We start from the raw sequence: 14323 nt of genomic DNA on the forward strand, positions 1-14323 counted from the left end.
TCGTAGGCCGCTCGTGCCGAGTCACGACAGTGACAGGCACCCGGGCAAGCGTTCCGTCAAGGTCGGGACAAGGCTGATGAGTGTAAATTCACCATCCGAAAATTTTCGGGGACAGCATCTTGTGAAGGCGGGGGTTAACCGATATTTAACCACTGCGGATCGCCGGACGGGGGGTCGTAAGCGGTTCGCCAGCTTCATGAATCAGGATTGTGTTTCAAATGGATGACAGCGTGCGCAAGTCGTGCTGGGGCGTAACCGTCTGGACGGTTTCGATCTTCTCGGCATTACTGCTTCTCGGTTTCCTCTTCAGCGTGCCCGAGACGATCGCGATCGCGGCCAACTGACGGCGCGGCCGGAGCGAACCGGCAAGACACCTCATTCGACTGTCCGACAGACGCGGCCCTGTGATGTCATCGCAGGGCCGTTTTGTTCGCTTCGGTATTGAGAAGGTGCTGCGATGGAGACCGTCTGTTGCCGCCTGTTTTCGGGCGAGGCAGCTTCTCGTTCGCGCCTCGGCCGGCAAACCTCGTCCACACCGAAGGCGATTTACCGTTCTCCAGCCTTGACGCAAGACGGGGATTGCCTCGACAAGCGTCGGTATGGCTCTGCATTTGATCAAACTGTGCGTCGGCGTCGAAAGCATCGACGAACTGGAAACGCATGTGGAAAATCGCCTCGCCAGGGCGCGCCGCGGCGGCCTGTCAACCGAGTATACGCACACCACCCGCATGACCCCGACGCGAGTCGACGACATCATCGATGGCGGCTCGCTCTATTGGGTGATCAAGGGCCAGGTCCAGGTACGCCAGCCAATTATGGCCATCCGGCCGTTTACCGACGGGGAGGGAATCAAGCGGTGCCACATTGTGCTGCAACCGGTTCTCGTGCGTACCGTCTGGCAGCCCCGACGCGCTTTTCAGGGATGGCGTTATTTCAAGGCCGAAGACGCGCCGGCCGACATCCCCGATTCCGCATCGGGAGAGGAGCAGTTTCCGCCGGATCTTCGCCGGGAACTGATGGAACTGGGACTTCTGTAATTTTCGCTGGCCGCCCATTGCTGCCAGCGGCGTGCGATTAGCGGAAGCGAAGCCTGACCGCCGGCGCTCCGCAAGGGCCCGCTGTCTTGATCCGGCTGTAACAGACCGGCTGCGACGCCCGCCAGGCCCGGGCGCCGTGCGACAGTAGCAGGCCGACGAGATCCTTTGCCTTCAGGCGGGAGCGCCCCTCGCGGACGTCGGAAAGACGCATCGCCGCCTGCTGCAATGGATGCAACCCTGTCGAGGGAGAGCGGCCTGGCTGATGTTCTGACGGGACAAGCCCGAGTCTGCTTAGCTCGATCGACATGACGGAACCCTTTATACACAACACAGGGAAATCGTGGGATTGCGGCCGGTGGCGGTGCCCGCCATCCCGCTCGAGTCAGTTCGCGACCGCGTAGCAATTATAGGCGTTGCGCTTGAGCGCCTCGCAGGCGCTCCGGGCCTGATCCTTGGTGGCAAAACCCGCAAAGCGCGCGCGATGGAGCGTCTGGGAACCGCTTTTGACAGTCTCGGTGAATGGCACCGCCGATGATAGCGGCCCGCCCACCTTGTTCTTGGCTTCGCCGAGCATCGCCATAGCCTGGTCGGCACCGGGGGTCGCGGCGATCTGCACCACCCAGGGCGAGGCTGGCGTCGATGCGGGCGCGGCGCTCGCCGTGACCGAACCGGTCGTCCTCGGATCAAGATCCTTGCCACCCGGAATTGCCGCGGGCGGGAACGGAATCCCGAAAGCTGCCGGAATGCTGTGACTGGATTCGGGGAACGGCGTCCGCCTCACCGGGCGCTCCTGGACGAGGGCAGCCCGCAGGGCGTCTCGGCCGAGGAGAGGTCGGCTCCGCGGTTCCGGCAGGCGGGCGATTGCGGCCGCCGGCTCCGAACCGTAGGCAAGCGCGACGCGCTCATCGATCGACGTCGGGATGACCGGCCGGGAATCAGGGACGGGACCGCGCTTGGGCAATTCGGCCACAACGACGTTTCCGACCGCGCGCGAGGCAACCAGCGGGCCGGTGTCTCGCGCGCTGGCCTTGGGGAAATAGCGATTCAGGAGTTCGACCATGTGGTCGTCGCGGGATCTCCCTGAACGCCCTCCCATCACGACTGCGACGAGGCTCTTGCCGTCACGTGCCACCGAACTGACGAGGTTGAAACCGGAGGCGTTGATATAGCCGGTCTTGATGCCGTCGGTCCCCTGGAAGCGTCCCAGGACGCGATTGTGGTTGCCCAGCCGGCGTCCGCGAAAGCTGTAGGAGCGCGTGCTGAAATATTTGTAATATTCCGGGAAATGCTCCCTGAGCGCGATGCCGAGCGTCGCCATATCCCGGGCCGTGGTTCGCTGCGCGTTGTCCGGCAGACCGTTGGCATTGCGAAAGGTCGTCGCCCGCATGCCGATCCGCCGAGCCTTCGCCGTCATCTGCTCCGCGAAGGTCGATTCCGAACCGGCAAGGAATTCCGCCAGGACGACGGCGGCGTCGTTGGCGGACTTGGTGACGAGCGCGTAGATACCTTCCTCGACCGTCAGCGTGGACCCGGTTTTCAACCCCAGCTTCGAGGGCGGTCGGCCGGCCGCATAGGCCGAGACGGGCATCTGGCTCCCAAGCGAAGCCCGCCTGTTCTTCAAGGCATCGAAGGTCATGTACAGGGTCATCATCTTGGTCAGCGACGCGGGATAACGCGGCGCGTCGGCATTCTCCGAATACAGCACCTGACCATTGTTGGCGTCGATGACAAAGCCGGCATATTTCGGATTGGCGTCGGCACCGGCGGCATGGGTCAGCGAAAGACCCGCCCCCATGGCGGCGAGCACGAACATCCTGGTCAGTTTTCTGGCGGCGGTCTTGAGTCCGTCGAATTGGTTACGCACGCGGCAACTCTCTCACTCGGGCAACACGTGACGGCGTGGGGCAGCGGAAAGGAACAGGCCCTGAAGGCTGGTCGCCATTCCACCCACACAACGTCGGCTTATTGTCCACGAGCGTAATCCGGCCGACTTACCAATCGGTTTATGGTTGTCGAATTGTTCGATCGCTGCATCGCAATCGACCGATTCGAGAGACTGCACTACCCGATAGTGCGAAGCGAATTTCGCACTGCAGCGTACTCTTGATTTTTATTGTGCATCGCAATATATTGTGACTGCCATCGGGCGCGGATCGCGATCATGCGCAACTGCCCCGCCGAACCACCAATCTCAGGGATTCGCACGATGAACGTTTACGAAGACGCCAGCAAAATCACTCAGGAAGCCATGGACAACGCGGTCAAGTCGGCGTCCGTCGTGACGAAGGGTTTCCAGCAGATCGCGGCGGAAACGTCGGATTTCACCAAGCGCGCCTACGAACAACAGGCGGAGATGCTGGAGAAGCTGTTCAAGACCAAGACCCTGGACAAGGGCATCGAGCTGCAGACCGATTACGCCAAGACCGCCTATCAGAGCTGGGTCTCCCAGGCGACGCGGATGGGCGAGATCTATGCCGACCTTGCCAAGCAGGCCTACAAGCCTTTCGAGCAGACGGCGCTGACCGCCGCGGATACGGGCAGCCGCACTGCCAAGCAGGCGGCTCAGTCGGTAGAAAAGAAGGCCGCCGCCTGATTTCCGGCATGTGAGCCGCCCGCAAGGACGGCTCCAGCCCCACGCAATATGTCGAAAAGGCCTGGCGGCTTGCCGGGCCTTTTTTGCGTTATCCTGGTCGGGCCGATCGTCGGCGGTCGACATGAACTCGCAATGATGCTTTGCCGCGAACGCGAGCCGTCTTAAAATCCCGGCCTCGGCACATACATACGATGCGATGACGATGGTGGCTGATTTGAGCGAAGACGCATTTCCGACCCGCGGCGGTGGTTTGGCCGCCAAGGCTCAGGCCGGCCGGGGGGATAAGGACGATACTGAGCGCGGAACGTCCGTCATCACGCGGACAAAGCCGAAAACCAAGAAGCCGAGCCTTTACAGGGTGCTGCTTCTGAACGACGATTACACTCCGATGGAGTTTGTCATTCACGTTCTGGAGCGGTTCTTTCAGAAGGATCGCGAGGCAGCCACCAGGGTCATGCTGCATGTGCACAACCACGGTGTTGGCGAATGTGGGGTCTTTACCTACGAGGTAGCGGAGACGAAGGTCACGCAGGTCATGGATTTCGCCCGCCAACATCAACATCCGCTGCAATGCGTGATGGAAAAGAACTGAGGTGAAGCTTGCCGACATTTTCGCAGAGCCTAGAGAAATCGCTGCATCAGGCACTGACACTTGCAAACGAGCGGCGACAGGAATTCGCGACCCTGGAACACCTGCTGCTGGCGCTCCTGGAAGACAAGGATGCGGCTGCGGTGATGCAGGGCTGCAGCGTCGACCTTGATATCCTGCGTAGGAATCTGACCACCTACATCGACACCGAACTCGCCAATCTCGTGACCGGCCATGACGAGGACTCCAAGCCCACCGCCGGATTCCATCGGGTGATCCAGCGGGCGGTCATCCATGTGCAGTCCTCGGGTCGCGAAGAAGTGACCGGGGCGAACGTGCTCGTCGCCATTTTCGCCGAGCGCGAGAGCCATGCCGCTTATTTCCTGCAGGAGCAGGAAATGACCCGCTACGACGCGGTCAATTTCATCTCGCATGGGATTTCCAAGCGCCCCGGGGTCACCGAGAGCCGGCCCATCCGGGGCGTGGAAGAGGACCAGTCGACCGTCGGCCAGGACGAGGAAGGCAAGCGCAAGACGCCGCAGGATGCGCTGACGGCCTATTGTTCGAACCTCAACGAGAAGGCGCGCAAGGGCAAGATCGACCCGCTGATTGGCCGCGCCGAGGAAATCAACCGCACGATCCAGGTGCTGTGTCGGCGCTCCAAGAATAATCCGCTGTATGTCGGCGATCCGGGCGTCGGCAAGACGGCGATCGCCGAGGGGTTGGCGAAGCGAGTGGTCGAAGGCGACGTGCCGGACGTGCTCGCCGATGCGACGATCTTTTCCCTCGACATGGGAACGCTGCTGGCCGGAACCCGCTATCGGGGCGATTTCGAGGAACGTCTGAAACAGGTGGTCAAGGAACTCGAGGAGTATCCGGGCGCGATCCTGTTCATCGACGAGATTCACACGGTCATCGGCGCCGGCGCGACGTCGGGCGGCGCGATGGACGCGTCGAACCTCTTGAAACCGGCGCTGTCTTCGGGCGCGATCCGCTGCATCGGCTCGACGACCTATAAGGAGTACCGCCAGTTCTTCGAAAAGGACCGGGCGCTGGTCCGCCGCTTCCAGAAGATCGACGTCAAGGAGCCGTCGATCGACGATACGGTGTCGATCCTCAAGGGATTGAAGCCCTATTTCGAGGACTTCCACCGGGTGAAGTTCACCAATGATGCGATCAAGTCGGCGGTGGAATTATCGGCGCGCTACATCAACGACCGCAAGCTTCCGGACAAGGCGATCGACGTGATCGACGAAACCGGGGCTTCGCAGATGCTGCTGCCCGAATCCCGGCGCAAGAAGCAGATCGGGGTGAAGGAGATCGAGGCGACCGTCGCGACCATGGCACGCATTCCGCCGAAGGCCGTCTCCAAGGACGACGAGGTTGTTCTGGCTCATCTCGATGCGCAGCTGAAACGGGTGGTCTACGGCCAGGACGCTGCGATCGACGGTTTAGCCTCGGCGATCAAGCTGGCCCGGGCCGGACTGCGCGAGCCGGACAAGCCGATCGGCTCCTATTTGTTCTCGGGTCCGACCGGCGTCGGCAAGACCGAGGTCGCTCGCCAACTGGCGTCGGCGCTTGGTGTGGAACTGCTGCGCTTCGACATGTCGGAATACATGGAACGCCACACGGTTTCGCGGCTGATCGGCGCACCTCCGGGATATGTCGGATTTGACCAGGGCGGGCTGCTCACCGATGGCGTCGACCAGCATCCCCATTGCGTGCTGCTTCTGGATGAAATCGAGAAGGCCCATCCGGACCTCTTCAACATCCTTCTGCAGGTGATGGACCACGGCAAGCTGACCGATCATAACGGCAAGCAGATCGATTTCCGCAATGTGATTCTGATCATGACGACCAATGCCGGGGCGTCGGAGATGGCCAAGGCCAACATCGGCTTCGGACATTCGAGGCGGACCGGAGCGGACGAGGAGGCGATCAATCGTTTGTTCACGCCCGAGTTCCGCAACCGGCTCGATGCCATCATACCGTTCGGCGCACTGCCGACCCCGGTGATTCATCAGGTGGTCGAGAAGTTCGTCATGCAGCTCGAGGCTCAGCTCTCCGAGCGCGGTGTGACCTTCGAGCTGGCGCCGGAAGCCGTCGCTTGGTTGGCCAACAAGGGCTATGACGAGAATATGGGCGCGCGTCCGCTCAGCCGGGTCATTCAGGAGCACATCAAGAAGCCGCTGGCGGATGAGGTATTGTTCGGCAAGCTCAAGCATGGTGGGACGGTCAAGGTCACCGTCGTCCAGGCGGAGGACGGTGAAAAGCAGCTGAAGCTGGAGGCGATCGCCGACGTGGTTCCGCCCAAACCGAAGCGTTCGTCCAAGGCGAAGAAGCGGGTGAAGGTCGCGGCCGACGGACCGGACTTCGACGACGCTCCGTCCGAGGATGACGACGATGCGGCCGGCGGAGGCGACGCCGAAGGCGAGCTTGCAACGGTGGTGGCGTCGCGCCCCGGCAAACGCCCAGGCACCGTGCCGAAGGTCCCACGCAAATCCTCCTGATCCGCAGATCCAAAAGGGGTCGCTCCATCGGCGATCCCTTTTTCGTGCACATCCTTCCAGAGACCTGAACGATGCATGGTGAGACAGCCGCACGAGATCGCTCGTCCCTGTTCTGGGCGCTCCGGGGCATCAGGGGAATCGCCAGCCCGCCGGCGCTGATCCTGACCACCGCCTTCGTCGGCTTCGCGGCACTCTGCCGCGATGCCGGCCTGACCTGGGTCGAAGCCTCGTTCATGACCGCCACGGTCTGGGCGCTGCCGGCGAAGATCGTTCTGGTCGGCGCCATCACCGCCGGTGCCTCGCTACCGGCGACCGCGTTGGCGGTCGGACTGTCGTCGTTGCGGATGATGCCGATGGTCGTCGCGCTGATGCCGGTGATCAAAGGACCGAAGACCCGAACCGGGACGCTGCTCTTCCTGTCGCATTTCGTCGCGATCACCGGCTGGATCTTCGCAATGGAGCGGATTGAGACCGTGCCGCGCGACAAACGCACCCTCTTCTTCGGCGCCTTCGCCGTAACCCTGACGACGATCAACACCGTCCTCGTCGCCCTTGTTTTTAATTTGATGGGCCAATTGCCGGCCCTGGCGACAGGCGCGCTGGCGTTTCTGACGCCGGTCTATTTCCTGACGTCGCTCTTCGGAACGGCTCGCGAAGCATCCGGCCGTATTGCGCTGTTCACGGGAATGGCGGCTCTGCCGCCGGCCCATTGGTTCATACCCGGCTTCGAACTCCTGGTCGCCGGAATTGCCGGCGGGACGGTCGCCTATATGGCCGGCCGGATCATCGAAGGGCGGCGGCTCGCGTGATGGGCGATTTGAGCTTCACCGCGATTGCGGAGCCCTGGTGGCCCTTCGTCTTCATCCTTTTGGCGGGATGGCTGCCCACCGACATATGGCGTTATCTCGGCGTCCTGTCGGCCGGCCGCATCGACGAGCACTCGCCCTTCGCGGCCTTTGCACGGACGATCGCGACATCGCTGGTGGCGGCCGTAATCGCGCAGCTGGTACTGTTTCCCACCGGTTCGCTCGCCGCGATCGCCCCGCTCATCCGGGTCGGAGCTCTTGCGGCGGGCTTCGCGGCTTACCTGCTGTTGGGCCGGCGGGTGCTGGTCGCCATTCTCATCGCCGAGGCGATTCTCATCGGCGGCGCCGTCCTGACCTGAGCACAATCTGCGGGCCAGGTTGCGGACAATCAGCCGAGGGCGGCGCGAATGCGGTCGGCCTGCTCGGAGAGGACAGCCTGGTCGAGCATGCCGCCGGCATGACGTTTCAACGGCACCCCGTCATAGATCGGCACCACATGGAAGTGCAGGTGAAAGACGGTCTGCCCCGCCGGCGTCTCGTTGAACTGCGCGATCCGCACGCCATCGGCCTCGAAGGCTTTCTTCACCGCGCGGGCGAGCTTCGCCACCACCGGCATGACATTCGCCAAGGTCTCGTCCGTGGCATCGAGGAGATTGCGTGAGGGTGCCTTGGGAATGACCAGGCAATGCCCCTTCGACTCCGGCATCACATCCATGATCGCGATAGCCGCCGCATTCTCGTAGAGCGTCTGGCTCGGGAGTTCGCCGCGAAGGATTTTCGCGAAGATGTTGCCGTCGTCATAGGTGTCCATGAAAATCCTTCCCCTCTGTGCTCACCCGACGTGCGGGGATTGCCTCCACAGATGCGGCACCGCGCGGCTTTTGTCGACTGTGCCGCTCGCCGCGCATCAGGACGCATCTTTCTTGTAAGGCGTATGGCCGCCCAGAATCTCGCCGACACGCGCGACCTCGGTGCGTTCATGATCGAGATAGTCCTCGATCGCGCGGCGCAGGCCCGGATGGGCGATCCAATGGGCCGAATGCGTTGTCACCGGCTCGTAGCCGCGGGCCAGCTTGTGCTCCCCTTGGGCACCTGCCTCGACGACCGCCAGCCCATGTGCGACCGCATAGTCGATCGCCTGATGGTAGCAGACCTCGAAATGCAGATAGGGGTGGTCTTCCACGCACCCCCAATTACGGCCGTAGATCGTATCGGGGCCGAGGAAATTCAGTCCGCCGGCGATGTAGCGGCCGTTGCGCTTGGCCATCACCAGCAAGATCTGCGCGCCCATCCGCTCGCCGACGAGGCTGAAGAATTCGCGATTGAGATAGGGACGACCCCATTTGCGGCTGCCGGTGTCCATGTAGAACTCGTAAAAGGCGTCCCATACGGCCTCAGTGAGGTCGCGCCCGGTCAGCCATTCGATCGAGATGTCGTTGACGAGCGCCTGTGCCCGCTCTTTGCGCAGGGCTTTGCGCTTGCGCGAGGCGAGGGTGCCGAGAAAGGCTTCGTAGCTGTCATAGCCCCGATTGTGAAAATGAAACTGTTGGTCGGTGCGGTGCAGCCAGTCCGCGTCTTCAAACGCAGCCCGATCGGCCGGCCGCAGGAAGGTCGCATGAACCGACGACACGCCGGTCCTGGCGGCGTAGCTCTTGGCTCCCTCGGCAAGCGCCATGCGGCGGGTTGCCGCACCAGCGCCGCCTCCGACCAGAAGACGCGGGCCGCTGGCCGGGGTGAAAGGCACCGCCATCTGCAGCTTCGGATAATAGCGACCGCCGGCTCTCTGGAAGGCGTCGGCCCAGCCGTGATCGAAGACGTACTCGCCCTGGCTATGCGACTTCAGATAGGCGGGCGCGGCCGCGATGGGCTTCCCGCCTGGGCCTTCAAGAACCAGATGCTGAGGCAGCCATCCAGCCGGTTGGCTAACGCTGCCGCTGTCTTCCAGCGAACTAAGAAAGGCGTGGGAAACGAAAGGGTTGATGGTGGTTTTTTGTGTGTTGGCGGAAGTCGAATCGACCGCAACTGCCGCCAACTCGTCCCATCGCTCGGCCGCGACCGCGCCGATCGTATCGACGATCCTGATCGTGAATATGTCGTCGCCCTCGACTGGAGCGCCCTGCGGCTTTTCCATCATGGCGGAGAGTTATGTCGCCGGTGGCGCGACGCAAGCCTTCAGGACTCAGGTGTAAAGCCCTCGAAGGTCATCTGGTCGCAATAATCGCGGCTGCGGCGGACGTCTTCAGCCGTGCGGACCGTCCAGCTGATCACCGGCGCGCAGTGCTCGCCCCTAACCCAATCGACGAAGGCGTTCGGCAGATGGTGGACGTTGTAGGAGCAGAAGTCGCAGCCGCCCGCATAGATTTGCCGATGCGCCGCCAGAACCTCGGGCCGGGTTCCCTCGGCCGTGAGGCCGATCGGGCGGTTTGGGCGCGCTTCGAGCATTTGGCCGATGAGCCACGAATCGAACGACATCAGCGCGAGCTGGCCGGCATAGGCTTCGACGATCGGGCCAAGCCGATCAAAATAGCCTTCGTCGCGGGCCGGATCGAGCCCTTTCAACTCCATGACCACGGGAACGCGACCATCGACCATCTCGAGAAACGCCGAGACTGTCGGAATGCTGACCCCGGTGACGGCGAGGTCGAGTTCCTGGATCGCAACGTCGCGGGTCGCGCGAAACGCGCCTTCGCGGCCGGTGAGCCGGTCGAGCGCGGCGTCGTGGAAAATATAAGGCGTGCCGTCAGCGGAGAGCTGGACATCGCATTCGATCGCCCAGCCCGACGCGATCGCCGCCTGTGCCGCCGGAATTGAATTCTCGGCGACGGCTTGATTGCCGTCATGCAATCCCCGGTGGGCGATCGGCCGCTCGACCAGCCAGCCGAGCGGACCGCTATAGCGGGCGATCATGTCAATCGATCTCGAAAAGCGCTTCGATTTCGACCGCAGCGTCCAGAGGCAGCGCCGGGACACCAACCGCCGAGCGCGAATGGCGGCCCTTGTCGCCGAGGATCTCGACCAGGAAATCCGACGCGCCGTTGGCGACCTTGTGCTGTTCGGTGAAGCTGGCGTCGCTCGCCACGAACACGGTGAGTTTGAGGAGGCGGTTCACCCGGCGCCAGTCGCCGCCGAGCGCGGCATTGGCCTGCGCGAGAATGTTGATCGCGCACAGGCGCGCCGCCGCCTGACCCTCTTCCAGCGAGACGCCGGCGCCGAGCTTGCCGACGACGGCTAGCTTGCCATCCTCGATCGGAAGCTGGCCCGATGTCTGCAGCAGCCGGCCGTGTACGACGAAGGGAACGTAGTTTGCCGCGGGGGCCGCCGCCTCCGGCAGAGTCACACTCGCGGCGCGCAGACGGGTCTCGATCGAATCGGCCATGATATTGTCTTCCTTCGTCTTCAGGGATAGGAGCGCCGGATGGGTTTATCGCCCATCACGGCCCACGGAATAGGGTGCTGCGAAATTCCGATCGATCGGTAGCCCATCCGTCGATCCAGCGAAAGATCGTCCCGTCATGCGAGCGACAACCCTTCCGCTTTTGATCAGTATCGTTGGGGTGTTTTCCGCCGTTGCCTCGGCGCAGGAACTGGTGCCGCACCGGGCCTCCTACGACCTGTCGATGCGTGAGGGGGATAGCGACCTGGTCGACGCGCAGGGCCGGATCGCGATCGAGATGCGCCGGAAGACCTGCGACACATACGACCTCGACTATCGCTTCGTGGCGCGCTTCCAGCAGGAGCAGGAACTGATCGTCACCGATCAGCAGACGCGCTCCACCGAAAGCGCCGACGGCGAGCGTTTCGACTTCGAGACCAAGACCTTCATCGACGCCAGTCCGGAAAATGCGGTGATTGGCACCGCGTCGACGCGAGGCGACGTGACGCGGGTCGCCCTGACAGCCCCCAAGGTCCGGACCGTCGAGGTACCAAAATCCCTGTTTCCGATGCAGCATACGATTGCGCTGATCGGGCAGGCGAAGGCCGGCGCGCGGATCGTCGAGACACGGCTCTATGATGGCGACGAGGAGGTCGAGAAGCTTTTGACGAGTACCGCGGTGATCGCGCCGGCTTCGGAGTCTGGCACGGGGCGCGACGGGAAGGTGGCCGAGGTGACGCCAAGCGACGGGCGCGCGTCTCTATCTGACCAGCTTACCGGTCTCGCCGCCTGGCGTATCAGCGAATCCTTTTACAATTCCGACAGCGACCCGGACGGTCTGCCGATTTTCGAAACGGCCTATACGCTCTACGAGAACGGCGTCTCCGATGATTTGGTGCTGACCTTCGACGGCTATACCTTGGCCGGCGGCCTCGCGAGCCTCGACCTTTTTGAAATACCTGACTGCCCCTGAACCGACGGGGCGTAGCAACGCCGTGCCGTTAGAGGCAAGCCAAACGCGCGCTTGGCTTGCCTCGTCGCGGCTTTTGGTGTATCGGCGCGTCCATTCCACACACGGAAGTCGGGTTTCGACGGTCGAGTTCTGCTCGAACGACGCAATCCACCGGTGGCGGCATCCGGCCGCTTCTTTCCGTGGAGGCTCAACCGGTAAAGGAAACATACCATGGCATTGCCAGACTATTCCATGCGCCAGCTTCTCGAAGCGGGCGTCCATTTCGGCCACCAGACTCACCGCTGGAACCCGAAGATGGCGCCCTATATCTTCGGCGCGCGCAACAATATCCACATTCTCGATCTCGCGCAGACGGTGCCGCTTCTACACCGCGCTCTGCAGGCGGTCTCTGACACGGTCGCCCGTGGCGGCCGCGTGCTCTTCGTCGGCACCAAGCGCCAGGCGTCGGACATCATCGCGGACGCGGCGCAGCGTTCGGCCCAGTACTACGTCAACGCCCGCTGGCTCGGCGGCATGCTGACCAACTGGAACACCATCTCCAAGTCGATCCAGCGCCTGCGCAAGCTCGACGAGATGCTCTCTGGCGAGGCCCAGGGCTTCACCAAGAAGGAGCGTCTGACGCTGCAGCGCGAGCGCGACAAGCTCGACCGAGCGCTCGGCGGTATCCGTGACATGGGTGGCGTCCCGGACATGATCTTCATTATCGACACAAACAAGGAGTCGATCGCGATCGAGGAGGCCAAGCGGCTGCATATCCCGATCGTCGCGGTAGTGGATTCGAACTGCAATCCAGCATCGATCGATTACCCGATCCCGGGCAATGACGACGCCGCTCGCGCGATCACTCTCTACTGCGACCTCATCGCCCGGTCGGCGGTGGACGGCATTGCCCGCCAGCAGGGCGATTCCGGCGTCGACATCGGTGCGCTCGAAGAAGCACCTGTCGAGGAGGTGATCGAGGAAGAGACGGTTGCTGCTTCGGCAAGCGAAGAAGCTGCCCCGGCAAGCGAAGAAGCGGCTCCGGCAAGCGAAGAAGCGGCTCCGGCTGCAGCCGCCACCGAAGAGCCGGTCGCTGCTGAGCAGGCTGAGGCCGCCGGCGACGAGAAGACCGAGGCGGCTAGCGCCTGAGCAAATGTCGAAGAGCAAGGGTTCCGGCGTGGTTGACGCCGGGACACTGCCTCGAGCGTTGCATGAGCAAACGGATGCATGGTCCTGTTTGAAAGTCTCGATCGATTTTCAGGAGGCATGCCGAGATCACACCGAATTCGGACCGCACGGGTTCAACGCCGGCACCGTGATCGCATCGAATGAGTGAGCGGAGGCGGCGGAGAACCAGCTCCCGTTTTTCTTTGCCCGGCTCTCGCGGCCGCGACTCGACCCACCAAGGTGCCGTAACCGAGGCGCCACATGTCCGGCGCACCCGTTCCCATCGAGCCGGTGCGCCCAATTATTTCTGAAGAGGCAAACATGGCAATCACCGCTTCAATGGTCAAAGAGCTGCGCGACCTGACCGGCGCCGGCATGATGGACTGCAAGACCGCTCTGGCCGAGAACGACGGCAACATGGAAGCGGCGGTCGACTGGCTGCGCACCAAGGGCATCGCCAAGGCGGACAAGAAGTCTGGCCGCACCGCCGCCGAAGGGCTGGTCGGGGTCGCGGCTGAGGGTTCCAAGGCCGTCGTCGTCGAGGTCAACTCGGAAACCGATTTCGTCGCCCGCAACGACGCCTTCCAGTCGATCGTGCGCGATATCACCAATGTCGCCCTGACGACCGATGGCTCTGTCGAGGCGGTCGGTGCGGCGACCTATCCGGGTTCGTCCAAGAGCGTGAACGACACGATCAAGGATGCCATCGGCACGATCGGCGAGAACATGGCCCTGCGCCGTTCGACGATGCTGAGCGTCGGCGAAGGCGTCGTGGCGACCTACATTCACAATCAGGTAGTCGACGGACTCGGCAAGCTTGGCGTTCTCGTGGCGATCGAATCGGCCGGCGACAAGGCGGCGCTGAATCAGTTCGGCCGTCAGGTCGCCATGCATGTCGCCGCGACCAATCCGCTGGCGCTGTCCGCTGAAGAGATCGACGCGGCCACTGTCGATCGGGAGCGGGCGATCTTCGTCGAGCAGGCGCGGCAGTCGGGCAAGCCGGAGAACATCATCGAGAAGATGGTGGAAGGACGCCTGCGCAAATTCTACGAGGAGGTCGTGCTTCTCAAGCAGGCCTTCGTCATCAACCCGGATCTGACCGTCGAGAAGGCGCTGGCCGAGGCGGAAGCCGGTTTCGGGGCTCCTGCCAAGATCGTCGCCTTTGAGCGATTTGCGCTCGGCGAAGGGGTCGAAAAGGAAGAGACCGACTTCGCCGCCGAGGTCGCCGCGGTCGCCGGCAAAAAGTAAGCATCGCCCGGCATTCCGTCATCGGAATAGGCCGGAGCAGACGGGAAG

At 62.9% G+C, this 14323-nt stretch carries 15 protein-coding genes; 10 read left to right on the forward strand and 5 right to left on the reverse strand.

What is annotated here, in order from left to right; translation table 11 throughout:
* Positions 1–218: 218 nt before the first annotated feature.
* Positions 219–344, forward strand: a complete 126-nt coding sequence (locus VQ045_RS00115; RefSeq protein ID WP_327624052.1) for a hypothetical protein — start codon at positions 219–221, stop codon at positions 342–344.
* Positions 345–599: 255 nt separating this feature from the next.
* Entirely contained in the window at positions 600–1037 is a 438-nt protein-coding gene (locus VQ045_RS00120) for a DUF1489 family protein (RefSeq protein WP_331828760.1), read from the forward strand.
* Positions 1038–1419: 382 nt separating this feature from the next.
* Here VQ045_RS00120 and VQ045_RS00130 read toward each other — a convergent pair whose 3' ends face one another.
* Positions 1420–2901, reverse strand: a complete 1482-nt coding sequence (locus VQ045_RS00130; RefSeq protein WP_331828761.1) for a D-alanyl-D-alanine carboxypeptidase — start codon at positions 2899–2901, stop codon at positions 1420–1422.
* A 342-nt stretch (positions 2902–3243) separates the two neighbouring features.
* On the opposite strand from VQ045_RS00130, the gene VQ045_RS00135 reads away from it, so the two are divergent.
* The 5 genes from VQ045_RS00135 to VQ045_RS00155 all read left to right on the forward strand — a co-directional run bounded on the left by VQ045_RS00135 (position 3244) and on the right by VQ045_RS00155 (position 7894).
* Entirely contained in the window at positions 3244–3630 is a 387-nt protein-coding gene (locus tag VQ045_RS00135) for a phasin family protein (protein ID WP_327624056.1), read from the forward strand.
* Between the two features lie 202 nt (positions 3631–3832).
* Complete coding sequence (clpS, locus tag VQ045_RS00140) at positions 3833–4222, forward strand: ATP-dependent Clp protease adapter ClpS (protein WP_327646339.1); 390 nt, start codon at positions 3833–3835, stop codon at positions 4220–4222.
* 8 nt (positions 4223–4230) lie between these two features.
* Complete coding sequence (clpA, locus tag VQ045_RS00145; RefSeq protein WP_331828762.1) at positions 4231–6729, forward strand: ATP-dependent Clp protease ATP-binding subunit ClpA; 2499 nt, start codon at positions 4231–4233, stop codon at positions 6727–6729.
* Between the two features lie 71 nt (positions 6730–6800).
* Positions 6801–7538, forward strand: coding sequence for an AzlC family ABC transporter permease (locus VQ045_RS00150; protein ID WP_327624059.1), 738 nt, complete (start codon positions 6801–6803; stop codon positions 7536–7538).
* Positions 7538–7894 carry an AzlD domain-containing protein gene (locus tag VQ045_RS00155; protein ID WP_327624060.1) on the forward strand — a complete coding sequence of 119 codons (357 nt, stop codon included), beginning with the start codon at positions 7538–7540 and terminating at the stop codon, positions 7892–7894. The genes VQ045_RS00150 and VQ045_RS00155 overlap by 1 nt, the downstream gene beginning before the upstream one ends.
* 29 nt (positions 7895–7923) lie before the next feature.
* Here the strand turns inward: VQ045_RS00155 and VQ045_RS00160 are convergent, their stop codons facing one another.
* The 4 genes from VQ045_RS00160 to VQ045_RS00175 all read right to left on the reverse strand — a co-directional run bounded on the left by VQ045_RS00160 (position 7924) and on the right by VQ045_RS00175 (position 10911).
* A complete protein-coding gene (locus tag VQ045_RS00160; protein ID WP_331828763.1) occupies positions 7924–8346 on the reverse strand; it encodes an HIT family protein in 423 nt (140 codons plus the stop codon).
* Between the two features lie 96 nt (positions 8347–8442).
* Positions 8443–9669, reverse strand: coding sequence for a GNAT family N-acetyltransferase (locus VQ045_RS00165; protein WP_331828764.1), 1227 nt, complete (start codon positions 9667–9669; stop codon positions 8443–8445).
* A gap of 38 nt (positions 9670–9707) precedes the next feature.
* Positions 9708–10442: a glycerophosphodiester phosphodiesterase family protein gene (locus VQ045_RS00170; RefSeq protein ID WP_331828765.1), complete on the reverse strand. Its 735-nt coding sequence runs from the start codon at positions 10440–10442 to the stop codon at positions 9708–9710.
* Position 10443: 1 nt separating this feature from the next.
* On the reverse strand, positions 10444–10911 hold the full coding sequence (locus VQ045_RS00175) for a RidA family protein (RefSeq protein WP_327624064.1): 468 nt from the start codon (positions 10909–10911) through the stop codon (positions 10444–10446).
* Between the two features lie 136 nt (positions 10912–11047).
* Between VQ045_RS00175 and VQ045_RS00180 the strand changes: the two genes are divergently transcribed.
* The 3 genes from VQ045_RS00180 (at position 11048) to tsf (ending at position 14275) form a co-directional block, all read left to right on the forward strand.
* Positions 11048–11881, forward strand: a complete 834-nt coding sequence (locus VQ045_RS00180) for an EipB family protein (RefSeq protein ID WP_327624065.1) — start codon at positions 11048–11050, stop codon at positions 11879–11881.
* Positions 11882–12091: 210 nt separating this feature from the next.
* On the forward strand, positions 12092–13009 hold the full coding sequence (gene rpsB / locus VQ045_RS00185) for a 30S ribosomal protein S2 (RefSeq protein ID WP_331828766.1): 918 nt from the start codon (positions 12092–12094) through the stop codon (positions 13007–13009).
* Between the two features lie 339 nt (positions 13010–13348).
* Positions 13349–14275 (forward strand): translation elongation factor Ts, encoded by a 927-nt coding sequence (gene tsf / locus VQ045_RS00190; protein WP_327624067.1) that lies wholly within the window; start codon positions 13349–13351, stop codon positions 14273–14275.
* Positions 14276–14323 lie beyond the last annotated feature (48 nt).

The sequence above is a fragment of the Aurantimonas sp. E1-2-R+4 genome (genome assembly GCF_036549515.1).
Taxonomy (GTDB): domain Bacteria; phylum Pseudomonadota; class Alphaproteobacteria; order Rhizobiales; family Rhizobiaceae; genus Aurantimonas; species Aurantimonas coralicida_A.